22 protein-coding genes and 1 tRNA gene are annotated in these 23,221 nt (G+C 72.4%); 19 read left to right on the forward strand and 4 right to left on the reverse strand.

Annotation, left to right across the window (positions count from 1 at the left end; translation table 11 throughout):
- Window position 1 precedes the first annotated feature (1 nt).
- The 8 genes from E3N83_RS18240 to E3N83_RS18275 all read left to right on the forward strand — a co-directional run bounded on the left by E3N83_RS18240 (window position 2) and on the right by E3N83_RS18275 (window position 6,740).
- Window positions 2–622: a nucleoside triphosphate pyrophosphohydrolase gene (locus E3N83_RS18240; RefSeq protein ID WP_151084549.1), complete on the forward strand. Its 621-nt coding sequence runs from the start codon at window positions 2–4 to the stop codon at window positions 620–622.
- Between the two features lie 323 nt (window positions 623–945).
- Window positions 946–2,223 (forward strand): phosphopyruvate hydratase, encoded by a 1,278-nt coding sequence (eno, locus tag E3N83_RS18245; protein ID WP_151084550.1) that lies wholly within the window; start codon window positions 946–948, stop codon window positions 2,221–2,223.
- Window positions 2,224–2,227: 4 nt separating this feature from the next.
- Window positions 2,228–2,830, forward strand: a complete 603-nt coding sequence (locus E3N83_RS18250; protein WP_238342970.1) for an FtsB family cell division protein — start codon at window positions 2,228–2,230, stop codon at window positions 2,828–2,830.
- Window positions 2,831–2,837: 7 nt separating this feature from the next.
- Complete coding sequence (locus E3N83_RS18255) at window positions 2,838–3,401, forward strand: DUF501 domain-containing protein (protein ID WP_420371833.1); 564 nt, start codon at window positions 2,838–2,840, stop codon at window positions 3,399–3,401.
- Window positions 3,394–4,299 carry a Ppx/GppA phosphatase family protein gene (locus tag E3N83_RS18260; protein WP_151084551.1) on the forward strand — a complete coding sequence of 302 codons (906 nt, stop codon included), beginning with the start codon at window positions 3,394–3,396 and terminating at the stop codon, window positions 4,297–4,299. Before E3N83_RS18255 ends, E3N83_RS18260 begins: the two co-directional genes overlap by 8 nt.
- Entirely contained in the window at window positions 4,296–5,144 is an 849-nt protein-coding gene (locus E3N83_RS18265; RefSeq protein WP_151084552.1) for a uracil-DNA glycosylase, read from the forward strand. The genes E3N83_RS18260 and E3N83_RS18265 overlap by 4 nt, the downstream gene beginning before the upstream one ends.
- A gap of 68 nt (window positions 5,145–5,212) precedes the next feature.
- Window positions 5,213–5,286 (forward strand) — tRNA-Leu (locus tag E3N83_RS18270).
- A 149-nt stretch (window positions 5,287–5,435) separates the two neighbouring features.
- Window positions 5,436–6,740, forward strand: a complete 1,305-nt coding sequence (locus E3N83_RS18275; RefSeq protein ID WP_151084553.1) for a glycoside hydrolase family protein — start codon at window positions 5,436–5,438, stop codon at window positions 6,738–6,740.
- Between the two features lie 13 nt (window positions 6,741–6,753).
- Here the strand turns inward: E3N83_RS18275 and E3N83_RS18280 are convergent, their stop codons facing one another.
- Window positions 6,754–7,533: an LLM class flavin-dependent oxidoreductase gene (locus E3N83_RS18280; protein WP_151084554.1), complete on the reverse strand. Its 780-nt coding sequence runs from the start codon at window positions 7,531–7,533 to the stop codon at window positions 6,754–6,756.
- A gap of 151 nt (window positions 7,534–7,684) precedes the next feature.
- On the opposite strand from E3N83_RS18280, the gene E3N83_RS18285 reads away from it, so the two are divergent.
- The gene (locus E3N83_RS18285) at window positions 7,685–8,548 is read left to right on the forward strand and encodes a Bax inhibitor-1/YccA family protein (RefSeq protein WP_151084555.1); all 864 of its coding nucleotides are present in this window, start codon (window positions 7,685–7,687) and stop codon (window positions 8,546–8,548) included.
- Here the strand turns inward: E3N83_RS18285 and E3N83_RS18290 are convergent.
- Together E3N83_RS18290 and E3N83_RS18295 are read right to left on the reverse strand one after the other, a co-directional pair.
- Window positions 8,535–9,536 (reverse strand): SGNH/GDSL hydrolase family protein, encoded by a 1,002-nt coding sequence (locus E3N83_RS18290; protein ID WP_151084556.1) that lies wholly within the window; start codon window positions 9,534–9,536, stop codon window positions 8,535–8,537. The two genes, E3N83_RS18285 and E3N83_RS18290, sit on opposite strands and share 14 nt — an antisense overlap.
- Before the next feature lie 306 nt (window positions 9,537–9,842).
- The gene (locus tag E3N83_RS18295) at window positions 9,843–10,697 is read right to left on the reverse strand and encodes a class I SAM-dependent methyltransferase (RefSeq protein ID WP_191907865.1); all 855 of its coding nucleotides are present in this window, start codon (window positions 10,695–10,697) and stop codon (window positions 9,843–9,845) included.
- A gap of 54 nt (window positions 10,698–10,751) precedes the next feature.
- Here E3N83_RS18295 and E3N83_RS18300 point away from each other — a divergent pair, with 54 nt between their 5' ends.
- The 3 genes from E3N83_RS18300 (at window position 10,752) to E3N83_RS18310 (ending at window position 13,858) form a co-directional block, all read left to right on the forward strand.
- On the forward strand, window positions 10,752–12,146 hold the full coding sequence (locus E3N83_RS18300) for a cystathionine beta-synthase (RefSeq protein WP_151084558.1): 1,395 nt from the start codon (window positions 10,752–10,754) through the stop codon (window positions 12,144–12,146).
- Between the two features lie 179 nt (window positions 12,147–12,325).
- Entirely contained in the window at window positions 12,326–12,688 is a 363-nt protein-coding gene (locus E3N83_RS18305) for a hypothetical protein (protein ID WP_238342971.1), read from the forward strand.
- A 135-nt stretch (window positions 12,689–12,823) separates the two neighbouring features.
- A complete protein-coding gene (locus tag E3N83_RS18310; protein WP_151084559.1) occupies window positions 12,824–13,858 on the forward strand; it encodes an AraC family transcriptional regulator in 1,035 nt (344 codons plus the stop codon).
- Window positions 13,859–13,998: 140 nt separating this feature from the next.
- On the opposite strand, the gene E3N83_RS18315 is transcribed toward E3N83_RS18310, so the two are convergent.
- The gene (locus E3N83_RS18315) at window positions 13,999–14,259 is read right to left on the reverse strand and encodes a hypothetical protein (protein WP_151084560.1); all 261 of its coding nucleotides are present in this window, start codon (window positions 14,257–14,259) and stop codon (window positions 13,999–14,001) included.
- A 190-nt stretch (window positions 14,260–14,449) separates the two neighbouring features.
- Between E3N83_RS18315 and E3N83_RS18320 the strand changes: the two genes are divergently transcribed.
- From E3N83_RS18320 to E3N83_RS18350, 7 genes are all read left to right on the forward strand, one after another.
- Window positions 14,450–15,118 carry a hypothetical protein gene (locus E3N83_RS18320; RefSeq protein ID WP_151084561.1) on the forward strand — a complete coding sequence of 223 codons (669 nt, stop codon included), beginning with the start codon at window positions 14,450–14,452 and terminating at the stop codon, window positions 15,116–15,118.
- 39 nt (window positions 15,119–15,157) lie between these two features.
- Complete coding sequence (locus E3N83_RS18325; protein WP_151084562.1) at window positions 15,158–15,496, forward strand: ArsR/SmtB family transcription factor; 339 nt, start codon at window positions 15,158–15,160, stop codon at window positions 15,494–15,496.
- The gene (locus E3N83_RS18330) at window positions 15,493–16,476 is read left to right on the forward strand and encodes a TIGR03086 family metal-binding protein (protein WP_151084563.1); all 984 of its coding nucleotides are present in this window, start codon (window positions 15,493–15,495) and stop codon (window positions 16,474–16,476) included. The genes E3N83_RS18325 and E3N83_RS18330 overlap by 4 nt, the downstream gene beginning before the upstream one ends.
- Window positions 16,477–16,758: 282 nt before the next feature.
- Window positions 16,759–18,189, forward strand: a complete 1,431-nt coding sequence (locus E3N83_RS18335) for a cytochrome ubiquinol oxidase subunit I (RefSeq protein ID WP_151084564.1) — start codon at window positions 16,759–16,761, stop codon at window positions 18,187–18,189.
- Window positions 18,190–18,198: 9 nt separating this feature from the next.
- A complete protein-coding gene (gene cydB, locus E3N83_RS18340) occupies window positions 18,199–19,218 on the forward strand; it encodes a cytochrome d ubiquinol oxidase subunit II (protein ID WP_151084565.1) in 1,020 nt (339 codons plus the stop codon).
- The gene (gene cydD / locus E3N83_RS18345) at window positions 19,215–22,547 is read left to right on the forward strand and encodes a thiol reductant ABC exporter subunit CydD (RefSeq protein WP_151084566.1); all 3,333 of its coding nucleotides are present in this window, start codon (window positions 19,215–19,217) and stop codon (window positions 22,545–22,547) included. The genes cydB and cydD overlap by 4 nt, the downstream gene beginning before the upstream one ends.
- Window positions 22,544–23,206 (forward strand): response regulator, encoded by a 663-nt coding sequence (locus E3N83_RS18350; protein WP_151084567.1) that lies wholly within the window; start codon window positions 22,544–22,546, stop codon window positions 23,204–23,206. The genes cydD and E3N83_RS18350 overlap by 4 nt, the downstream gene beginning before the upstream one ends.
- Window positions 23,207–23,221: the final 15 nt, after the last annotated feature.

The raw sequence follows: 23,221 nt of genomic DNA on the forward strand, positions 1-23,221 counted from the left end.
CGTGGCCGCCCCGCAGCCGGGCGAGCCGCTGCTGGACTTCCGGGCCGACATGGAGCGGCTGCGAGCGGAATGTCCCTGGAAGCGGGAGCAGACCCACCGCTCGCTGGCGCGCTACCTCCAGGAGGAGGCCTACGAGGTGCTCGAGGCGATCGACACCGGCGACCCCGACCACTTGCGCGAGGAGCTCGGCGACCTGCTGCTCCAGGTCTACTTCCATGCGGTGATCGCCGAGGAGGCGGGTGACTTCACCCTGGACGACGTCGCCCGCGGCATCGCGGAGAAGATGCGGCTGCGCAACCCGCACGTCTTCGCGGTCGACACTCCGACCACGCTGTCGGCCGCCGAGGTGAACGACCGCTGGCAGCAGATCAAGGAGACCGAGAAGCCCCGCGTTACGCCGTACGACGGCATACCGGAGGCGCTGCCCGCCCTGCTGCTGGCCACCAAGGTGCTCGAGCGCCTGGGCGAACCGGCCGCCGCGCTCCCGCCGGCCGAGCGCGACCCGGCGGACGAGACCGCGATCGGCGACCGGCTCCTCGCCGTCGTCTCCGACGCGCTCGCCGCCGGGGTGGACCCCGAGCAGGCGCTCCGCGCCGCCGTCCGCCGCCGCACCCCCCGCTGAGTCGGCGCAAAGGCACATGCCCAAGCCGCTGAGTCGGCGCAAGTGTGCACGCCGAAGCCGCCGACTCGGCGCAAGTGTGCACGCCGAAGCCGCCGACTCGACGTCGTACAGCAGTCTGTTTGCGCCGACTCGGCGTCGTGCGGGTGTCTGATTGCGCCGACTCGGCGTCGTATGGATGTCTCTTTCTGCCGACTCGGCGTCGTGCGGGTGTCTGTTTGCGCCGACTCGGCGTCGTGCGGGTGTCTGTTTGTGCCGACTCGGCGTCGTGACCGGCCCGCGAGTGCTGTGCGCCGGGGCGGTGGGGCGTGGATAGTCTGAGCGGCATGGCGATCATCGAAGCTGTCGGCGCACGCGAGATCCTCGACTCCCGGGGCAACCCCACGGTCGAGGTCGAGGTGCTGCTCGACGACGGCACGTTCGCCCGCGCTGCAGTGCCCAGCGGGGCGTCAACCGGCGCCTTCGAGGCCGTCGAGCTGCGCGACGGTGACCAGCGGTACGGCGGCAAGGGCGTGCTGAAGGCGGTCGACGGCGTCGTCCAGCGGATCGGTCCGGCCCTCGAGGGCCTCGACGCCGACGACCAGCGGCTCGTCGACCAGACGATGATCGACCTCGACGGCACCCCCAACAAGGCCGAGCTCGGCGCCAACGCGATCCTCGGCGCCTCGCTGGCCGTGGCCCGGGCCGCGGCCGACTCCTCGGGCCTGCCGCTCTACCGCTACGTCGGCGGCCCGAACGCCCACCTGCTCCCGGTGCCGATGATGAACATCCTGAACGGCGGCTCGCACGCCGACTCCAACGTCGACATCCAGGAGTTCATGATCGCGCCGATCGGCGCGGCGACCTTCCGCGAGGCGATCCAGTCGGGCGCGGAGGTCTACCACGCCCTGAAGTCGGTGCTGAAGAAGAAGGGCCTGGCCACCGGGCTCGGCGACGAGGGCGGCTTCGCCCCCAACCTGGACAGCAACCGTGCCGCGCTCGACCTGATCGCCGAGGCCGTCTCCGCCGCCGGTCTGACCCTGGGCACCGACATCGCGCTGGCGATGGACGTCGCGGCGAGCGAGTTCCACGACAACGGCTCCTACGCCTTCGAGGGCGGGTCGAAGTCGGCCGACGAGATGACGGCCTACTACGCCGACCTGGTCGCGGCCTACCCCATCGTCAGCATCGAGGACCCGCTCAACGAGGACGACTGGGACGGCTGGAAGGCCCTGACCGACGAGCTCGGCGACACGATCCAGATCGTCGGCGACGACCTCTTCGTGACCAACGTCGAGCGGATCCAGCGCGGCATCGAGGGCGGCCAGGCCAACGCCCTGCTGGTCAAGGTCAACCAGATCGGCTCGCTGACCGAGACCCTCGACTCGGTCGACCTCGCGCACCGCAACGGCTTCCGCTGCATGATGAGCCACCGCTCCGGCGAGACCGAGGACACCACGATCGCCGACCTGGCCGTGGCGACCAACTGCGGACAGATCAAGACCGGTGCGCCGGCCAGGTCCGAACGGGTCGCCAAGTACAACCAGCTGATGCGGATCGAGGAAGAGCTCGGCGAGGCTGCGCGGTACGCCGGCGCACGCGCGTTCCCGCGGTTCGGGGCCTGACCCGATGGCCCAGCCCCGACCCCAGTCCCGGCCCCAGCCGGGACCCCGGCCGCGCCGGGCGCCGACGGGCCGTCCGGGCTCCCGTCCGGGGCTGCCCCGTCAGCGACCTCGCGCCACGGCCCGGGCGGCAGCGCCCGCCGCACCCGCGTCGGCGCCGCGCAAGCAGTCCCGCTTCACCGGCCGCGCGATGGTGCTGCTGCTCGTGCTCTCGGTGCTGACCATCTCCTACGCGTCGTCGCTCAAGGCCTACTTCCAGCAGCACAGCCAGATCCAGGAGCTCAAGGCCCAGATCGCCTCGAGCGAGACCAGCATCACCGCGCTCGAGAACGAGAAGGCACGGTGGCAGGACCCGGCCTACGTCAAGGAGCAGGCGCGGGCCCGCTTCGGCTACCTGATGCCCGGCCAGACGTCGTACGTCGTGATCGGGGCGAACGGCAAGCCGCTGGCCGCCCAGGCGACGCTGAGCGACCCGCGGACCTCGACCGCCGGGAAGACGCCGACGGCCTGGTGGACCACGGAGTGGACGTCGGTGCAGCTGGCCGGCGACCCGCCGTCGGTGAAGCAGAAGCAGCAGCCGCTGAAGTACCTCGGCGGCAACCACCGGTGAGCGCCGCTTGACCCCCCGCGGCCGATCCGACGAGCCGGTCGCGGCCGCCGACCTGGCCGCGGTCGAGGCCCAGCTGGGCCGCCCCCCGCGGGGCACGCACGCGGTCGGGCACCGCTGCCCGTGCGGGCTGCCCGACACCGTCGTCACCGAGCCGCGGCTGCCGGACGGTACGCCGTTCCCGACGACGTTCTACCTGACCTGCCCGCGCGCGGCCTCCCTGATCGGCACCCTCGAGGGCTCGGGGCTGATGCGTGAGATGGAGGGCAGGCTGGCGTCGGACGACGCCCTCGCCACGTCGTACGACGCCGCCCACCGCGCCTACCTGGCGGCCCGCGCCGAGCTCGGCGACGTCCCCGAGATCGCGAACGTCTCGGCCGGCGGGATGCCCGACCGGGTCAAGTGCCTGCACGCCCTCGCGGGCCACGCGCTGGCCGCCGGACCAGGGGTGAACCCCCTCGGCGACGAGGTGCTCGACCTGCTCGGCGCCTGGTGGGCGGAGGGCCCCTGCGTGTCCCCTGCAGCCGACGCGACCCCGCCGAGCGTCGATCGGAGTCGGGATCACGATGGGTGAGGTGGCCGCGATCGACTGCGGGACCAACTCCGTCAAGCTCCTGATCGGCGACCTGCCCGCGGTCTCGGTCCGGGAGTCGCGGATGGTGCGCCTCGGCCAGGGGGTCGATGCCACCGGAGCGCTCGCCGACGAGGCGCTGGCCCGGACGTTCGCCGCGGTCGACGAGTACGCCGTCCTGATCCGCGCCCACGGCGTCTCCCGGGTCCGCTTCTGCGCGACCTCGGCGACCCGCGACGCCAGCAACGCCAGCGTGTTCACCGACGGCGTGCGGGAGCGGCTCGGGGTCGACCCCGAGGTGCTGTCCGGACCCGAGGAGGCCGCGCTGGTCTTCGCCGGCGCCACCCGCACCCTGCGGGACGAGCTCGAGCCGCCGGTGCTGGTCGTCGACATCGGTGGCGGCTCCACCGAGCTGGTGCTCGGCGAGCACGAGCCTGACAGCGGAGTGTCGATGGACATCGGCGCGGTCCGGCTGCACGAGCGGCATCTCCACGACGACCCGCCCACCAGCGCCCAGATCGCCGCCTGCCTGGCCGATGTCGACGCGCACCTCGACGCCTGCCCGGTCCCGCTCGCCGACGCCCGCACCGTGGTCGGCACCTCGGGCACGATCAAGACGCTCGCGGCCGGGCTGCTGCACCTGCCGGTCTACGACCGCGACGCCGTCGACGGCGCCCACCTGACCACGGCCGACACCCTCGCCTTCGTCGACCGGCTGCTGGCGATGACGGTGGCCGAGCGGCGTGCGCTGCCCTTCATGCACCCCGGTCGGGCCGACGTGATCGCGGCCGGCGCGCTGATCTGGAGGCGGGTGCTCGAGCAGGCGCAGGTCGACCGCTACCTGGTCTCGGAGGCCGACATCCTCTACGGCATCGCCTGGTCCCTGGTCGACGGGCCATGACCCTGCTCCCGCACCCGGTCACCGGCGAGCGGTTCGCCAGCCCGGTGCCCCCGGGGACCGGCTGGCCCGACGACCCGGCGGCCCCCGACACCCCGGTTGCGCGCACGGCCGCCGGCGTACGACGGCTGGCCGCGACCGACGACCTCGCCGAGCTCGAGGCCCGGGTCAGTGTCTGCTCCGCCTGCCCACGCCTGGTCCGCTGGCGCGAGGACGTCGCCCTGGTCAAGCGGGCGTCGTTCGCCGACCAGCCCTACTGGGGTCGGCCGATCGCCGGCTGGGGCGCGCCGACCAGCGGCCCCGGGGAGCCCCGGATCCTGATTGTCGGGCTCGCCCCCGCGGCCAACGGCGGCAACCGGACCGGACGGGTCTTCACCGGTGACTCGTCGGGGGACTGGCTGTTCGCGAGCCTGCACCGGGTCGGGCTGGCGACCCAGGGGACCAGTGTCCACGCGGGAGACGGTCAGCGGCTGGTCAGCGCCCGGATGATCGCCACGGTGCGCTGCGCGCCGCCGGAGAACAAGCCGACCGTCTCCGAGCGGGACACCTGCGCTCCGTGGCTCGACCGGGAGCTGGCACTGCTGGCGCCGCAGCTGCGCGTCGTGGTCGCCCTCGGTGCGTACGGCTGGGCCGGAGCGCTGCGCGGCCTCGCCGGCGCGGGGTACGCCGTACCCAGGCCGAAGCCGCGGTTCGCCCACGCGGCGCAGGTCGCGCTCGCCCGCGACGGCCACGAGGTGCGGCTGCTCGGCTGCTACCACCCCTCGCAACACAACACGTTCACCGGCCGGCTCACCCCCGCGATGCTGGACCACGTGCTCGGCGCGGCCCGCGAGCTGGCCGTGCCCTGACCCGGTGCCGGCCCGGACGTCATACGGTGTGGTCGCTGGCACGACCACCTCGGATGACGTCGCGCACGGCCCCCGTATCCCAATCGGCAGAGGAAGCCGCCTTAAAAGCGGTTCAGTCTGGGTTCGACCCCCAGCGGGGGCACCCGTCGGCGAGCCCGGTCACCGTGCCGGCCGAGGAGGTCTCTGGCCGATCGGCCCGACTTTCCGGCATCGGCCGAAACCGGGGCTGGACCTCAGGTACGGTTCGCCCGCACGGTAAAGACTCGGACAAGGGTGAGGTACGTGGGGCAGATGTGGCGCAGGACCGGATCCGGCTTCCGCCTCGGCACGGCGGTGGCTGCGGCGTCCGTGCTGGCGCTGGTCCTGCAGAGCGGGGGAGCGGTAGCCCGCAGCGCCGCACCGACCGGAGGTCCTGGTGTGGCCCGGGTCTTCACGCCCGCCCACGGGACCTCGGTGACCTCGGCGTTCTTCGGCCTGCACGCTCCTCTGCTCGGCACGTTGTTCCCGGTCGTGAATCCCGCCGTGGTCGACCTGACCACCAACAACGTCTACTGGCCGCAGCTGGAGACGTCACCCGGCGTCTTCGACTTCAGCACGCTCGACCCGATGGTGGCCCAGGCCGCGGCCAACCATGCCAAGCCGCTGCTCGTGCTCGGTGTGACGCCGGCGTTCCACTCCACCACGCCCGGGCTGTCCCCGGCCGAGGCCCAGCCGACGGTGCCGGACCTGACCGCGTGGAAGGCCTACGTGACCGCGGTCGCCACCCGGTACACCGACACCATCGACTACCAGATCTGGCCCGAGCCCAACGTCAAGAACAACTTCCAGGGCACGCCCGCGGAGATGGCGACACTCGTGGTCGCCGCGGCCAAGATCATCCACGGCATCGCGCCGGCTGCCACCGTGGTGGCGCCGGCGATGGTGCTGCGGCTGAGGTCCGAGCGGGTCTTCATGGCGGCGTTCTTCGATCCTGCACGCAACGGCGGCCTGTCGATCGGCAACTACGTCGACGCGGCGGGCGTCGACCCCTATCCGCTGATGAACGGCACCCCCGAGGACTCCATCGCCCTGGTCCTGAACGCCCAGAAGGTGCTGGCGGCCGAGCACGTGAACCTGCCGCTGTGGAACCTCGAGGTCAACTACTTCGTCCCGGTCGGGGGTGTGACTCCGGCGGCTCCGCCCAGCGACCGCACCGCCTCGTCGTACGTCATCCGGACCTACGTGCTCAACGCCGCGGCCGGCGTCCGGCGGGTCTACTGGCTGGGCTGGCTGCGCTACTTCAACCTCGGCATCTCGATGGTCGAAGCGGACGGCGTGACGCCGACCGCCGCCGGCAACGCCTTCACCCGGGTCCGCGCCTGGCTGCTCGGCCAGCACGCACGTGGCTGCGCCTACGACAAGGTCAGCGGCGTCTACTCCTGCCAGTTCGTCCGGGACGGACGTACCAGCTGGGTCTACTGGACCCAGCTCGGCTCGGCGCACGTCCGGGCTCCGGCCGGGGTGCGCCACGTGCAGACGATGTACGGCGTGACCACGAGCACCCGCCGCGGCGACCGGATCCGGGTGACCAACGCTCCGGTCTGGGTCCACCACTGACCCAGCCGGTCGGTCAGCCCCGCGGCTCGCTCGCCGCGAGGTCGCGTAGCTCGTCGAGCCAGCCGGCTTCGTTCGGCCACACCGACCGCACCAGCCAGGTGGCGCCCGCGGCCGCGAACTCGTCCGCGCTGTAGCCGGGGGTCCACTGGGCGACCAGGTCCCAGTCGTCGTGCGGGTGCGGGCCGACGTACGACGCGAGATCGTCGGGACTCAGGAACGGGCTGGCGATCGGGACGTAGCCGTCCCAGGCCCTCGCCCGGGCCAGTGGGCGCCGGTTGGGTGCCCGGCCGGCGACCCAGATCGGGATGCGCGGACGCTGCACCGGCAGCGGGCGGACCGACGCCTCCACGTCGAGGTGGGCGCCGTGGTGGGAGACCCGGCCGTCACCGAGGAGCCCGGCGAGCACGGTCAGTGCCTCGTCGGTGATCGCCGCCCGCAGCTGGTACGACGGCTCGTCGCCGAAGTCGGAGAAGTCCAGATCCGGCGGGTCGCCCAGGCCGACGCCGAGCGTCGCGCGACCGCCGCTGAGGTGGTCGAGGGTGACCAGGTGCTTGGCGACCACCTGCGGCCGTCGCCTCGACAGCGGGGTGACCATGGTGCCGAGCCGGATCGTCGAGGTCTCCTGGGCGATCGCCCCCAGCAGCACCCACGGGTCGTGCACCTCCACCACGTCGTCCCAGCGCAGGTGGTCCCAGAGGAAGACGCCGTCCCACCCGGAGGCCTCGGCCCGGACTGCGAGGGAGACCACGTCGGCCGGGTCGGTGAACGGCGGGACACTGAGGCAGAAGCGCATCCGGCGAACCTAGCAACGGCCGCCGACCTCGCCCGGGCTGAGTGCCTGCTGAGAGCCGACCCTCGGCGCTCCGGTTCGGGGCTGCCGATCGGTAGGATCGAGGCAAGCGTCCGTCAGAGCGACGGGCGCGACGGCCTCCAAGGAGGAGACCATGCAGAGCAACAACCCCGTCTTCCGCAACTCCGACGAGTTCAACGGCAAGTCCACCAACGCCTACGGCAACCAGGTGACCGGCGGCGCGTCGTACCCCGGCTACGGGCAGTCCGACCCGTCCACCTGGGGTACCGGCACGCCCGGCTCGCCCACCCACACCGACGCCGCGACCGGCCCGATGACGGTCGACTCCGTCGTCCAGAAGACCGGTGTCACGCTGGTCGTGCTGCTCGTGGCGGCGTTCGCGACCTGGGTGATGACGCCCACCATCGCGAACACGATGACGCAGGCGCAGCTCAACCAGCTGTACGGCGCGATGACGATCGGTGGCCTGGGCGCGTTCGGCCTCTCGATGGTGAACTCCTTCAAGCGGGTGATCAGCCCGGCCCTGGTGCTGGCGTTCGCCGCCCTCGAGGGCGTGGCGCTCGGTGCGTTCAGCAAGTTCTTCGAGTACCAGTACGGCGGCGGCATCGTGATCCAGGCGGTGATCGGCACCTTCGCGGCCTTCGCCGGCACCCTGGCGGCCTACAAGTTCTTCGACATCAAGGTCAGCAGCAAGTTCCGGATGGGCGTGATCGCGGCCATGTTCGGCATGGTCGGGCTGATGATGCTCCAGCTCGTGGTCGGCCTGTTCGGCGGCGACCTCGGGATCAGCGGCCTGACCGGGATCGGCTTCGTCTTCTCCCTGCTCGGCCTCGTGCTCGGCATCTTCATGCTGATCCTCGACTTCGACTTCGTGGAGAACGGCGTGCGCGCCGGCCTGCCCGAGCGGGAGTCGTGGCGGGCAGCCTTCGCCCTGACCGTCAGCCTGGTCTGGATCTACACCAACCTGCTGCGGATCCTGGCGGTCATGCGCCGCTGACCTCGCGGTCGTCGTCGGGAGAGTCCTCTGCGGAGGGGGCCTCTGGGACGGAGCGCAGCCGGGCCCGCCGGCGCAGCTCCACCCAGAGGCCCTTCTTGTCCCCGAGCTCGGTGCCCGGCGTCTCGGCGGCGGCGACGGCCGCGGCGGCGACCGGCATCGTGCCCTCGCCGGGGGTACGACGGCGCGGCTCGTCGGCGCCGAAGCCCAGCGCGCTCAGGGCGCTGGGCACCAGCACCTCGGCCAGGGCGCGATAGCCCTCCGCCGACGGGTGGAACTGGTCCGGCCCGAACAGCAGCGCCGGAGCGGCCGCGAAGTCGGGCCCGAGGATCGAGCCGAGCGAGACTGCGACGCCGCCCGCCTCGACCGTGGCGATCGCCTGGGCGGCCGCGAGCCGCCGCGACCACGAGCGCGCCACCTGCTTCAGCGGCGGGGGGATCGGCTTGACCGTGCCGAGGTCGGGGCAGGTGCCGACCAGCACCTTCGAGTCCGCCTCCAGGAGGCGGCGGACACCGTCGGCCAGGTGCCGCACCGACTGGGAGGGCCGCACCTGGTGGGTCACGTCGTTGGCGCCGACCAGGATGATCGTGAGGTCCGGCTCGGTGAGCAGCGCACGGTCGATCTGGCCGGCGAGGTCGGAGGACTGAGCCCCGATCCGGGCGAACGCCCGCAGGTGCACCCGCCGGTCGGCACCGGCCGCGATCCCGCTGGCCAGGTGTGCGCCGGGGGTCTCGACCGCGCGGTCCACGCCGTACCCCGCCGCGCTGGAGTCGCCGAGCAGGGCCACCTTGATCGCGGGGCCGGGGCGGCCCCGGCCGTACCAGCCGGTCGAGTCCGGTGGCGCCACGTCGGGGGCGTCGCCGATCGCGCGCCGGGCCAGGTTCGCCTCGGTGCGCAGCACGCCGTACAACCCGGCTCCGAGCACGGAGAGACCACCGCCCCCGAACGCCGCGGCGGCGGCCAGCTTGCGTGCCGCAGCGGCCTTGCCCATGCCTGCCAACCTACCGATCCCGCCCCCGGGTGAACCCCCTCGGCCCTCCCCACCGGCGAGGGAGCCCTCGCGCGTGACTCGGCTCACGGCGCGATGTTGGAACGATCTAACACGCCCGAAACATTGACCGGGGAGAGTGATGACGACGGGCCGGACCGTGGCCCGCCCCACCGGAAGGAGCCCGACATGAACGGCACCACGATCCGCACGTTCGGCCGGCAGCTGCTGCGCCGCGCCAACGACTACACGCTCTGGGCGTTCAACCCCCAGCCGGAGCTCTCCAGCCGCTACTCGCGCGGCTGAGGCTCAGCCCGGCGAGCCGTCCGGCCACCACCCCTTCGTCAGCAGGGCGAGGTGGGTGACCCGCGGCTCCCGGGCCGGGCCGCGGCCCCGACCGCGGCCGAGAGCACGGCGGACCACCGCAGCCTCGTCCTCGAGGTGGACGCCGTCGAAGCCGCACCGCTCGCCGAGTCGCGCCAGCTCCTCGCCCGAGAGCGAGGTGATCCACGGCTCGCCCACCGCGGCGACCCGGGCAGCACGCTGCTTCTCCCACGCCCGGGCGAACACCGAGGCGCGAGGGTCCTGGGCCAGGTGGTCGAGCACCACGGCGCAGTGGGGCAGCCCGGCCAAGGTGCCCAGGGTGGCGGTGATCGCGTCGAGGGTGAGGTACGGCGTGACGCCGAGCCACCACACGAGGACCGGCCGGCTGACGTCCACGCACCCCGCCAGGACCTCACCGAGATCGTCCTGCTCGAACTGCGTCGAGACGTGGGACACCGTGTCCGGCACCGCGATGCCGGCCGCCGACAGCCGCTCCAGCTTCCAGGCCTGGGTGGCGGGGTGGTCGATCTCGACCACGCGCAGACCGGGGTAGGGGTTGCGGTAGGCGAAGGTGTCCAGGCCGGCGCCCAGCACCACCAGCTGGTCGAGCCCCCGCGGCACCGCAGCTGCCAGCACCTCCTCGGCGTACCGCGACCGGGCGCAGACGAGCAGCCGCAGGCGGCGGTCGACGTCGAGGGCCCGCAGGTCGTCCTCGGGCTCGCCGACGATCCTGACCGCGAGCGGGTCGCGCAGGACGCTGCCGCCCTCGAGCAGCTGGTGGGTGGCCCGGAAGCGGGCGGTCGCCAGGGCCGTCAGGCTGGCTGGGCTGTCGGCGTCCACGCGGTCATTCTTGCCGATGCGGAGGCGGCGTCGGGGCGCGGATATCGTGCCCGCATGGAGTACGTGGAGTCGCTGCTGGACCTGGTCGGCCACACCCCGCTGGTGCGGCTGAACCGCACCCTCGACCTGCCGGAGGGTGCGGCCGGCCCGCTGGTGCTGGCCAAGGTGGAGTACCTCAACCCCGGTGGCTCGGTGAAGGACCGGATCGCCTCGCGGATGATCGACGCCGCCGAGGCCTCCGGCGCCCTCCAGCCCGGCGGCACGATCGTCGAGCCGACCTCCGGCAACACCGGGGTCGGGCTGGCGATGGTCGCCCAGGCGCGCGGCTACAAGTGCGTCTTCGTGTGCCCCGACAAGGTCAGCGAGGACAAGCGCAACGTGCTCAAGGCGTACGGCGCCGAGGTGGTGGTCTGCCCGACCGCGGTCGCCCCGGAGCACCCCGACTCCTACTACAACGTGAGCGACCGGCTGTCGAAGGTGCCGGGTGCCTGGAAGCCCGACCAGTACTCCAACCCCCACAACCCCCGCTCCCACTACGAGACGACCGGCCCGGAGATCTGGGAGCAGACCGAGGGCCGGATCACGCACTTCGTCTGCGGCATGGGCACCGGCGGCACGATCAGCGGGGTCGGTCGCTACCTGAAGGAGCAGAACCCCGCGATCCAGGTGATCGGTGCCGACCCGGCCGGCTCGGTCTACTCGGGTGGCAGCGGCCGGCCCTACCTCGTCGAGGGCGTCGGCGAGGACTTCTGGCCCGAGACCTACGACCGGTCGGTGGCCGACCGCGTGATCGAGGTCTCCGACGCCGACTCGTTCGCCTTCACCCGTCGCCTGGCCCGTGAGGAGGCGATGCTGGTCGGCGGTTCGTCCGGAATGGCCGCCTACGCCGCCCGTCAGGTGGCGCACGAGCTGGCCGGCACGCCGGAGGGTGAGGACGCCGTGGTCGTCGTACTCCTGCCGGACTCGGGGCGCGGCTACCTGACCAAGGTGTTCAACGACGAGTGGCTGGCGCAGTACGGCTTCGCCACCGGCGCCGACTCACCGGACCAGACGGTCGGCGAGGTGCTGCGCGCCAAGTCCGGGGCGATGCCCGACCTCGTGCACACCCACCCCGGCGAGACCATCGCCGAGGCGGTGGCGATCCTCCAGGAGTACAGCGTCTCCCAGATGCCGGTGGTCCGGGCCGAGCCCCCGATCGTGGCGGCCGAGGTGGCCGGGTCGGTCTCCGAGCGGACCTTGCTCGAGGCGCTCTTCACCGGGGCCGCGCACCTGACCGACCAGGTGGAGGACCACATGTCGCCGCCGCTGCCGACGATCGGCTCCACGGAGTCGGCCCGCGACGCCGTGGCGCTGCTCGAGGACGCCGACGCCGTCCTGGTGCACGAGGACGGCAAGCCGGTCGGCGTCCTGACCCGCCACGACCTCCTCACCTTCCTCGCCGGAGCCTGAGCCCACCTCGCCCGGCGCCTGGGGCAGCGGTTCGCTGGCACGACGTGTGGCGGGATGGCGTGCCAGCGACCCCTGACCCCGGACTTGTGAGTGCGTTCACACGGGCCCGGGGAAGCGGAGGACGAGCTGAGTTGTTCCTCTGCTACCCCCCCTGATGGTCGAAGTCCAGTAAGGCAGCCGTGACCCAGCAGCACCGCCCCATCGCGACACCGGCGCGTCGTCCCCGACACCTGATGGACCCGGACAACCTGCAACGCCCCAGCGCGAGCGACATGTCCCTGACCAAGGTGCAGCAGTGGGTCCTGTCCGTGCTGGCAGTCACCACCATCCTGCACCTCGCGGCCGGGTTGGTGGTCGCGGCCGTGTTCGCTCCCGACTCGCGCCCCGACGCCCAGATCGGACTGAACATCCTGGCGGGGGTGACCGCCGTGGGGGCGGTGGCCGCCGGCAGGGGAATTCACGACAGGAACCCGCTCAGCTGGTGGCTCCTGCTCGGGGTCGTGGTCACGCCGATCGGGCTCTGTCTGACGCTCGGAAGCTGAGGCCCGGGCCGTGTCTCACCGGTGGATCGCCGTGCACCCAGTGGGTGCAGCGTGTTTACGTGAGGTCGTTGGCTCGTTGGGCGACGTAGCCTGGAAGCGAACGGCATACGGGTCGCACTCGTGGGGGAGGCCAGGATGACTGATCAGCCCTCGGGCCGCGGCAGTCGCGCACATGGCCAGGCGAGGCAGTCGGACGGCGGCGCCGGCCCAGCACACGAAGCTTTCACCATCGCTCAGGCGACCGACCCCGAAGAGGCGGAGGCCCTACTGGCGGGCGTCTACCTACCGAACCGGCTCCACCTCGCCCCGGGCGAGACGGTCGACCTGAACCTGACATCGGTCAGGTTCGGCACCTCGACCGTCGGCCGGCTCGGGTATGGGCGGGACGTCCGCTTGTCGACCGGTGAGGCGCAACAGTTCCACTTCAACGTCCCGTTGACCGGGCACGCCGTATCGACCTCTGGGGCGAGGGAGTCACTCGCCACGGTGCCTGGCCAAGGAACGGCCTTCCCCCCGGGCAGCCCGGCCCAGATCGAGTGGAGCAACGACTGCGTGCAGATGTGTCTGATGGTCCCCCGGGCCACGTTGGAGTCCGAGCTCGACCAGCTGCTCCCCGGATCGGCGACACGTCCGCTGGTGTTCGAGTCCGCGATGGACTTGGAGGCGTCCGCCGGCGGCTCCCTGGACGACTGGCTCCGCCTGGTCGACCGTGAGCTCGATCGGCCCGAGGGCCTGGCGGCGCACCCTCTTGCCGGTCGGAACATGGAGCGGATGCTGCTCGACGCCCTGCTGCTCAGCCAGCCCCACAACTACCACGAGCAGCTCCATGCGCCGGTGCGGGCGGCTCCGGCCCGCCCGATAGCCCAAGCCGTGCGCATTCTCCAGGATCGAGCCGACGAACCTTGGTCGATCTCGACCCTGGCGCTGGAGGTGCACCTGAGCGTGCGCGCGGTACAAGAAGGGTTCCAACGCCACGTCGGGACACCTCCGATGGCCTACCTCCGACAGGTTCGGCTGCGCAGGGTGCACGAGGAGCTCCGTCGCGCGGACCCCGGCAGCACGACCGTTGGGGCCGTCGCCATGCGCTGGGGCTTCCTGCACATGAGCCGCTTCGCTGCGGCCTACCGCGAGGCGTTCGGACAGGCGCCGTCCCAGACCCTTTCCCGGTAGGAGCACGCGTCCAGGGTCGCGCGGCTCCGTCGACGGCCCGGAATCGCGCCGAGGAGCGCCACCCCGGCGGCGACGGGACCGGGGGAGTCCCGCAGGGGGGTTGCCTGCCGGGGCGGCGCGGTTCGGGGGCGGGCGGCGCCCTAGTCGTCGCCCGGTGAGAGACGTGGCGCCCCGGCGCGGGACCGGTCCCAGCAGGCCCTCAGACGCGCCTCGGTGTCGGCCGACAGCTGGGTCATCCGCGTCCTCTTCTCGCGCAGCTCCTCGCGACGGTCGGGATCGGAGCAGCTCTCGAGCTCGCGGTCGAGGACCTCCAGCTGCCACGCCAGACCGCGGTGAGCCCGCACCAGCTCCTGACTCTCCAGCTTGTAGCGCGACACCGCGGCTGGTTCCCGATCAACCATCAGATTCCTTCCGGACGAGATCAGCGAACCCGAGCTCGCTCCACCCATGAAGCAACAGATCCCGGGACGAGGCACGGCGAAACCGCGCATCACGCGCGCAGCGGACATCGACCCGCGCTCCTCGGCTATCGCGAACCTCAGGTCGCGGGGTCTGCCGGTCCCGGCGGTGTCGCTTTGGTTGCATGGGCGCATGAGTGACGCAGTGACCGAGGCACTGTCCGCCGCCAGAGCGGCCCACGCGGCTGCCGTCGAGGCTCTGCTCCGCGCCGAGGACGCGGCCCGGGCGAGCGGGGTCGAGGTGCGGCTCCCGGTGATCGACGAGCTGACCGTGAAGCGGGTCAACGTGGTCGAGGACGACGGCACCCTGCGGATCGTGATCGGCAACTCCACCCACGGCAGGCAGATCCCGGTGCGTGGCCGCCTGGTAGCACACCCTGGCCGCACCCCGTCCGCAGGCCTGCTGTTCGTCAACGACGAGGGCACCGAGTGCGGGGGCCTGGAGTACCGAGGCGGGCGTGGTGCGGACGGCACGCAGCAGTCGGGCTACCTGACCGTCGACGACTACGAGCAGAACGAGAGTCTGCGACTCGGGATGGTGCAGGCTGGTCGGTCGTCGCAGAAGTTCCTGGAGTTCGTCGACCGGCCCGGCTGGTCGATCGCCGACGTGGTCGACGGCGCGGAGCCCGGCCCCGGGGAGTCCCACACCCGGTTGCGGCTGGCCCGCGAGGAGGACGGCTCGGTCGGGCTGGTGCTCCGGGACGGCGAGGGCCGCGACCGGCTGCGGCTCGTCGTACCGGCAGAAGGGGAACCGGTCGTCGAAGTCCTCGACGGGGAGGGCGTCGCTCGGTCGCTGCTCTGACCTATTGCGAAAAGCGTTAGTGGTGGCTAACGTATTGCCATGACCGACGCGTTGGCAGCGGCGGCGGAACCCACCCGACGCCGCATCCTCCAGCTGCTCGCGCGCGGCCCTCAGTACGCCGGCCAGATCGCGGGGCACTTCGACGTCACCCGATCGGCCGTCAGCCAGCACCTCGGGGTGCTCGCCGAGGCCGGGCTGGTCGTGGGCGAGCGGCAGGGGCGGCAGCGCCTCTACCGGATCGACCCGAGCGGGATCGCCCGGCTCCAGGCCGAGATCTCGTCCTTCTGGACCGCCGAGCTCGACGAGCTCGTCCGCGACGCGCACCACCTGAGCCGCCGCGAGCATCACCCCAGCACCGCTACCGAGGAGACACCATGAACGACGTCTACACCGCGACCGTCGACCTGCCGGTCGCCCCCGACGAGGCCTTCGCCCTGGTCACCGACCCCGAGCGGCTGCGTCGCTGGACGGCGGTCGCGGCCACCGTCGAGCTGCGGGCCGGCGGTGCCTGGAGCTGGACGGTCACGCCCGGCCACGTCGCCGCGGGCCGGGTCCGCGAGGTCGAGCCCGGGCGCCGGCTGGTGCTCGGCTGGGGCTGGGACGGCGACGACTCGCTGCCGCCCGATGCCTCCACGGTGACCGTCGTGATCGAGCCCGTCGGTGACGGCAGCCGGGTCACCCTGACCCACGAGGGCCTCGTGGGCGCCCAGCTCGACGGCCATGCCGAGGGCTGGAAGCACTACCTCGAGCGGCTCGAGCGGCTTGCGGTCGAGGGCGACGCCGGCGCCGACGAGTGGGCCTGGGCGCCGGAGCACCTCGACCCGGTCGTGGCCGGCTACGCGACGCTGGCCGTCCTCCAGCCGGTGCTGCGCGGCCTGACCAACGAGGACAAGCCGAAGCCCACGCCGTGCAGCGAGTTCAGCTGCCACCAGGTGGCGGTGCACCTGATGGAGTCCATCTCGGCCCTGGGCGCGATGGGAGGTGCCACGGTGACCATGCCCGAGGACGGGGCGCTGGAGAGCAAGGTCTCCCGGATGGCCGACCAGGCCCTCCGGGCCTGGCACGTCCGCGGGCTCGAGGGCACGGTCACCGACCCGACCGGCCGCGAGGTCCCGGCGGCGTTCACCCCGGCCGTGCTCTGCATCGAGCTGCTGCTGCACGGGTGGGACCTCGCCCAGGGCAGCGGCCAGATCCTGGAGGTCTCCGACGAGGTGGTGGCGTACGTCGCGGAGCTCGCCGCGCCGATCATCCCGGGTGGGCGGGGCGCAGCCTTCGCCGACGAGGTCGTGGCGCCGGAGGACGCCGGTGCGATGGACCGCTTCGCGGCCTTCTCGGGACGGCAGCCGGTCGCGGCCTGAGCGGCCTCAGCGGCCGGGGCCGGGCCGGGAGCGGGTGAGACCAGGAGGACGGCGGCGATCGGGCGTCCGACCCCTCCACAGAGCTCCACACGCGACGGCCGGTTCGGCACGCCGCCCCCTGGTCACCGACCCCGACGGGGTGGGGCCGGACTCCCGACCGTACGAGGCCGTGGCGCGCCGGGGGCAGGGCCGGAGGACTCCCGGATCCGCGGGACCAAGGTCCCTCACCTTGGGCCCATGTGACCGTCCCCGTGGGCGGGTGGGTCCGGGAGGCTCGGACCCGTGGACCCACTTGACCTTGCCCGCTGGCAGTTCGGCATCATCACCGTCTACCACTTCCTCTTCGTGCCGATCACGATCGGCCTCTCGGCCATCGTGGCCGGCTACGAGACCGCCTGGGTGCGCACCCGCAACCCGGTGTGGCTGCGGCTGACGAAGTTCTTCGGCAAGCTGTTCCTGATCAACTTCGCGCTCGGCGTGGTGACCGGGATCGTGCAGGAGTTCCAGTTCGGCATGAACTGGAGCGACTACTCCCGCTTCGTCGGCGACATCTTCGGTGCCCCGCTGGCGGTCGAGGGCCTGCTCGCGTTCTTCCTGGAGTCGACGTTCCTGGGCCTGTGGATCTTCGGCTGGGACCGGCTCTCACCCAGGCTCCATGCGACCTGCATCTGGCTGGTCCACCTGGGCACCCTGTTCTCGGCGTACTTCATCCTGGCCGCCAACTCCTGGATGCAGCACCCGGTCGGCTACTCCTACAACCCGAAGACCGGGCGGGCCGAGCTGCACGACTTCTTCGCGGTGCTGCTGAACAAGGTGCAGCTCGCGACCTTCCCGCACGTCGTGATGTCGGCGTACCTCACCGCCGCGGCGTTCGTGCTCGGGGTCTCGCTGTGGAGCATGCAGCGCAACGAGGGTGCGGTGAAGGAGATCTTCCGCCGCGCCGTCCGCACGGGTGCCGCACTGCTCCTCGTGGCCGGCGTCGGCGTCGCAATCACGGGTGACATCTCCGGCAAGATCATGACCGAGGTGCAGCCCATGAAGATGGCGGCCGCCGAGGGTCTCTACGACACCCAGACCAAGGCTCCCTTCTCGATCCTCGAGTGGGGCAGCCTGAACGGCGAGCACCACACCTCGATCATCGAGGTCCCCGGCCTCCTGTCCTTCCTGGGCACCGGCAGCTTCAACGGCGAGATCAAGGGCGTCAACCAGCTCCGCGCCGAGTACCAGGCCAAGTACGGCGCCGACCCCGGGCAGAAGTACTACTCGCCCGGCAACTACACACCGATGATCCCGGTGACCTACTGGTCCTTCCGGTTCATGATCGGGCTGGGGCTGCTCGCCGCTGCGATCGCGATCGCGATCCTCTTCGTCACCCGGCGCGGACGAGCGCCGAACAGCAGGTGGTGGACCCGGGCCGCGATCGCCCTGCCCTTGCTGCCGGTCGCCGCCAACTCGTTCGGCTGGATCTTCACCGAGATCGGTCGCCAGCCCTGGGCCGTCTTCGGAGTGATGACCACCGCGCAGGGTGTCTCGCCCAGCGTGAGCGCCTTCGACGTGTGGACGTCGATGATCCTGCTCACCCTGCTGTACGCCGTCCTGGCCGTGATCGAGGTCAAGCTGTTGCTGACGACCATCAAGGCCGGCCTTCCCGAGGACGCGCCACCTGCGGACGACTCGGACGACCTCGACCGCCCGCTCGCGTTCGCGTACTAGGAGACTGCCATGGAGCTCACCACCGTCTGGTTCGCCCTGATCGCGGTCCTCTGGATCGGCTACTTCACCCTGGAGGGGTTCGACTTCGGCGTCGGCATGCTGCTGCCGATCCTGGCCCGGGACGACCGGGAACGCCGCGTCATGATCAACACCATCGGCCCGGTCTGGGACGGCAACGAGGTCTGGCTGCTGGTCGCCGGCGGCGCTACGTTCGCCGCCTTCCCGGAGTGGTACGCGACGCTGTTCAGCGGCTTCTACCTGCCGCTGCTGCTGATCCTGCTCGCCCTGATCGTGCGCGGTGTCGCCTTCGAGTACCGCGCCAAGGGCATCGAGGACCAGTGGCGCACCCGCTGGGACGCCGCCATCGTGATCGGCTCGTTCCTGCCGTCGCTGCTGTGGGGCGTGGCCTTCGCCAACATCCTGCACGGCGTGCCGATCGACGCCCACAAGGAGTACACCGGCGGGTTCTTCAACCTGCTCAACCCCTACGCCCTGCTCGGTGGCGTCACCATCGTGCTGCTTTTCCTGACCCACGGAGCGATCTACATCGCGCTCAAGACCGACGGCCCGATCCGGGAGCGGGCCCGCGAGCTCGGGCTGAAGGTCGGCCTCGGAGCAGCGGTCGCCGCCGTGCTGTTCCTGCTGTGGACCCAGATCCTGACCGGCAACCTCGGCTCGGCCGTCTTCTACGTGCTCGCCGCCGCTGCCCTGGTCGCGGGCCTCGCCGCGCTGCTCAGGGCGCGTGAGGGCTGGGCCTTCATCGGTACCTTCGCCTGCATCGCGCTGGCGGTGGCCGGGCTCTTCGTGGCCCTGTTCCCCGACGTGATGCCCAGCTCGACCTCGTCGTTGTTCGACCTCACGACCAGCAATGCCTCGTCGACGCACTACACGCTGACCGTGATGACGATCGTGGCCGTGATCATGACCCCGATCGTGCTGGCCTACCAGAGCTGGACCTACTGGGTCTTCCGCAAGCGGATCTCGGTGCACCACATCCCCGAGGAGCGCCTCGAGGCGCCCGTCGGATGAGACCCACGGATCCTCGGCTGGTCCGACGCCTGGCACCCGCGCGACGCCCCCTGGTGGGGGTCGTCGCGGGGGGTGCCGGCACCAGCCTCCTCGTCCTCGGCCAGGCCTGGCTCGTCGCAGGCCTGGTCGTCGCCGTTGCGCACGGCGGCGCCGTGCGGCCCTGGGCCGTCTCCGTGGTCGCGGTCTTCGCGGTGCGGGGGCTGGTCGGGATCGGCGTGGACGTCGCCGCCTCGCGGGCCGCCGGCATCGTCGGGACCGACGTACGTCGTGACCTGCTGACCGCGGTCCTCTCACCCGACACCGCCCTGGGCCGGGCGGCACGAGGGGGTGCGGGCACCGGTGAGACCGCGGTCCTCGCTACCCGTGGCGTGGCCGCGGCCGAGCCCTACCTGACCCGCTACCTGCCGGCGCTGGTGCTGGCCGGGGTGCTGCCGCTGGTCACCGTCGTCGCGATCGCCACCCAGGACGTGATGAGTGCGGTGATCGTGCTCGCGACGCTGCCCCTGATCCCGGTCTTCGGCGCACTGGTCGGCCTGGCCACCCGGGACCGGGCCGCGAAGCAGTGGCGCGAGATGTCGTCGCTGTCCGGCCACTTCGTCGACGTGATGCGCGGGTTGCCGACCCTGGTCGCCTTCCGCCGGGCCCGGGCCCAGACCTCGCGGATCCGCGAGGTCACCGAGCGCTACCGGCAGGCGTCGCTGGCCACCCTGCGGATCGCCTTCGCGTCGTCGGCGGTGCTCGAGCTGGTGGCCACCCTGTCGGTGGCCCTGGTCGCGGTCACGGTCGGGGTGCGACTCGCCGGAGGCGGCCTCGACCTGCGCACCGCGCTGGTCGTCCTGCTGCTGGCGCCTGAGGCCTACTGGCCCCTGCGCCGGGTCGGCGCGGAGTTCCACGCCGCGGCCGAGGGAGTGGCGACCTTCGAACGGGTCGACAACCTGCTCTCCGACATGGAGGAGTCGCCGGCCGCCGAGCCGTCGCCCGCGAGCCCCGGCGACCTCGTCGTCGACGACGTCACGGTCACCTACGCCGGGCGCACCGCTCCCGCCCTGGACCGGGTCTCCCTGACCGTGGCGACGACCGGCATCACCGCTGTCACCGGGGCCTCGGGCTGCGGTAAGTCGACGCTGCTCTCGGTGCTGTCCGGGCTGCGGGCGCCGGACGCGGGAAGCGTCCGGATCGGGGACCGGGAGGTCGGCGGCGAGGCCTGGCGGGCCCGGGTCGCACTCCTGCCGCAGCGCCCCCTCTTCGTCGCCGGCAGCATCGCCGACAACGTCCGCCTGGGCGCGCCGGACGCCTCCGACGACGACGTGTGGCAGGTGCTGCGCCGGGTCGCGCTCGAGGAGCGGGTCCGCGAGCTCCCGTCCGGGCTCGAGACCACCCTGGGTGAGGACGGCGGCACCCTGTCCGCCGGCGAGCGGGCCCGCCTGGCGCTGGCCCGGGTGGTGCTCAGCGACCGGCCGTGGGTGCTGCTCGACGAGCCCACCGCGCATCTCGACGCGCTCAGCGAGCACATCGTCGCCGACACCCTGGTCGAGCTCGCCGCCGACCGCGCCGTCGTGGTGGTCGCCCACCGGCCGGCCCTGGTGGACCTGGCCGACCACGTCGTCCATCTCGCGGCGCCGCGCCGTTCGCTCGCGGAGACGTCGGCCGCCGACGAACCCGGTGTCCGGCGGACGACGGCGTCGCCCGCCGACGACCTCGCCCCCGCGGCGTCGTACCGCCGTTCCGGCCTTGCCCTGCCCACCGTGATCGGGGGGCTGGCCTCGGCCTCCGGGGTCGCGCTGACCGCAACCTCGGGCTGGCTGATCGTGCAGGCGGCCGCCCAGCCGGCGGTGCTCACCCTGCTGGTCGCCATCGTCGGGGTGCGCACGTTCGGCCTGGCCCGTCCGGTGCTGCGCTACGTGGAGCGACTGCTCTCCCACGACGCCGTGCTCGGCCTGCTGGCCCAGCGCCGGGCCGAGGTGTACGACGCGCTGGTGCCGCTCACCCCGGCCCGGCTCGGACCGCGACGGGGCGACGTCCTCGCCTCGGTCGTCGACGACGTCGACGGCATCCTGGACCGCGAGCTGCGTGGCCGGATGCCGACCCGGGCGCTGCTGCTCGTGGCGGCGCTGGCGGTCGCAGTGACCGCCGCGATCGCCCCGGTGGCCGCCCTCGTCGTCGCCGGCTGTGTGACCGCCGCGGGGCTGGCCCACCTGGTGGCCCGCATCGGCGCCCGGCGCGGCGAGCGGGACATGGTCGCCGCCCGCGCGCTGCTCTCCGAGCGGGTCCTGGAGCTGACCCAGGCCGCCGACGAGCTGGTCATGTGGCAGGCCCGCGACCGAGCCGTGCAGCGCGTCGCGGAGGCCAGCGACGAGGTCGCCGCGGGTGCCACCCGCAGCGCCTTCTGGCTCACCACCGCCCGGGCGCTGGCCCTGACCGCCTGCGGCGTCTCGGTCGCCGGCGTCGCTGCCCTGCTCGCTCCCGAGGTGGCCGCCGGACGGGTCAGTGCCCCGCTGGCGGCCCTGGTCGTGCTGCTCCCTCTCGCCCTGGCCGAGGTGATCCTCCCCGCGGTCGACGCCGGCGCCGCCTCGGCCCGGGCCGAGGCCGCCGAGACCCGGCTCCAGGCACTCCTGGCGCTCACCCCCGCCGTGACCGGGCCCGAGCACGCCGTACCGCTCCCGGACGACACGGCCGTCGACGTCGTCGACGTCATCGCCCGCTGGGACGAGCGTCCGGCGCTGTCGGGCCTGAGCCTGCGCGTGGCTCCCGGGCAACGGGTCGGTGTGGTCGGCCCGTCCGGCTCCGGCAAGAGCACGCTGGCCTCGCTGCTGATGCGGTTCGTCGACCCCGAGGAGGGGACCGTGGGCCTGGGGGGAGTCGGGCTGCCCAGCCTGGCGCTCGACGACGTACGACGCACCGTCGGCCTGGTCGACGACGACCCGCACGTCTTCGCCACGACCGTCGCCGAGAACATCCGCCTGGCCCGGCCGGCCGCCACCGACGACGAGGTCGACGAGGCCCTGCGTGACGCCGGCCTCGACACCTGGCTCGACGGCCTGGACGAGGGCCTGTCCACCCGGCTCGGCGATGGAGCGGCTGCCGTCTCGGGGGGCGAGCGAGCCCGGCTGGGCGTGGCACGGTCGCTGCTGGCCGACCAGCGGGTGCTCGTCCTGGACGAGCCGACGGCGCATCTCGACCACGCCAACGCCGAGCTCCTGGCCCGTCAGGTGCTCGCCCGGGACCGGGGCCGGACCGTCGTCTGGATCACCCACGAGCCGCTGGGGCTGGACCTGCTGGACTTCGTGATCGCCCTCGAGACGTCCGAGCCTGCTAGAACTAGCCCATGAGCGAAGAGCAGCGACCCATCCGAGTCTTCCTGCTGGACGACCACGAGGTCGTGCGGCAGGGGCTGCGCGCGCTGCTGGAGTCCGGCGGCGACATCGAGGTCGTGGGCGAGTCCGGGCTCGCCGTGGAGGCCGCGGCCCGGATCCCCGCGCTGCGTCCCGACGTGGCCGTGCTCGACGCGCGGCTGCCCGACGGGTCGGGGATCGAGGTCTGCCGCACCGTGCGGGCCGTCGACCCCACGATCAAGGCGCTGATCCTCACGTCGTACGACGACGACGAGGCGCTGTTCGCTGCGATCATGGCCGGCGCGGCCGGCTACGTGCTCAAGGAGATCGGTGGCCAGGACCTCGTCGGAGCGGTCCGCACCGTGGCCGCCGGCAACTCGCTGATCGACCCGTCGCTGACCGCACGGGTGCTGGAGCGGGTCCGCAACGGCCCGGCCACGGCCCCCGAGCTGGCCGAGCTGACCGAGCAGGAGCTGAAGCTGCTCAGCCTGATCGCCGAGGGGCTGACCAACCGCCAGATCGGCGAGCGGATGTTCCTGGCCGAGAAGACCGTGAAGAACTACGTCTCCAGCATCCTGGCCAAGCTCGGCCTCGAGCGACGTACCCAGGCCGCGGTGCTGGCCTCGAAGCTGCTCGGCAACGACACCCGCGACTGACGCCGACCGGGGGCC

The sequence above is a fragment of the Nocardioides cynanchi genome (assembly GCF_008761635.1).
GTDB lineage: Bacteria > Actinomycetota > Actinomycetes > Propionibacteriales > Nocardioidaceae > Nocardioides > Nocardioides cynanchi.